The 352-nt window shown below is 60.5% G+C and carries 1 pseudogene; it reads left to right on the top strand.

The features are described 5' to 3' along the window. A pseudogene (locus ACSQ83_RS35960) lies at positions 1-352 on the top strand (IS3 family transposase); the annotation flags it as partial.

The raw sequence follows: 352 nt of genomic DNA, 5'->3' as shown, positions 1-352 counted from the left end.
CGCGCCCGTCAATGAGCCGCCGGTGGATCTGAAGACGTTGCACGCGAAGATCGGCCAATTGGCGCTGGAGAATGATTTTTTGTCCGGCGCGCTCGGCAAGGTAGGCTTGCTGAGCGCAAAGAAATGATTGATCGTGCCCACCCCTTGCCCGTTTCCCGGCAGGTCAAGCTGGTCGGCATCAGCCGATCCAGTGCGTACTACGCGCCGAGTCCGGTAAGTGCCGCAGATCTGGCACTCATGCGCCGGATCGACGAGTTGCACCTGGAGCATCCGTTTGCTGGCGCGCGCATGTTAATGCGCCTGCTCAAGCGAGAGGGTATCGCGATTGGACGTAAGCACGTCGGCACGTTGA

Source organism: Caballeronia sp. LjRoot29 (assembly GCF_964252755.1).
Classification (GTDB): Bacteria; Pseudomonadota; Gammaproteobacteria; order Burkholderiales; family Burkholderiaceae; genus Caballeronia.
This window is presented reverse-complemented; position numbering and strand designations above follow the sequence as displayed.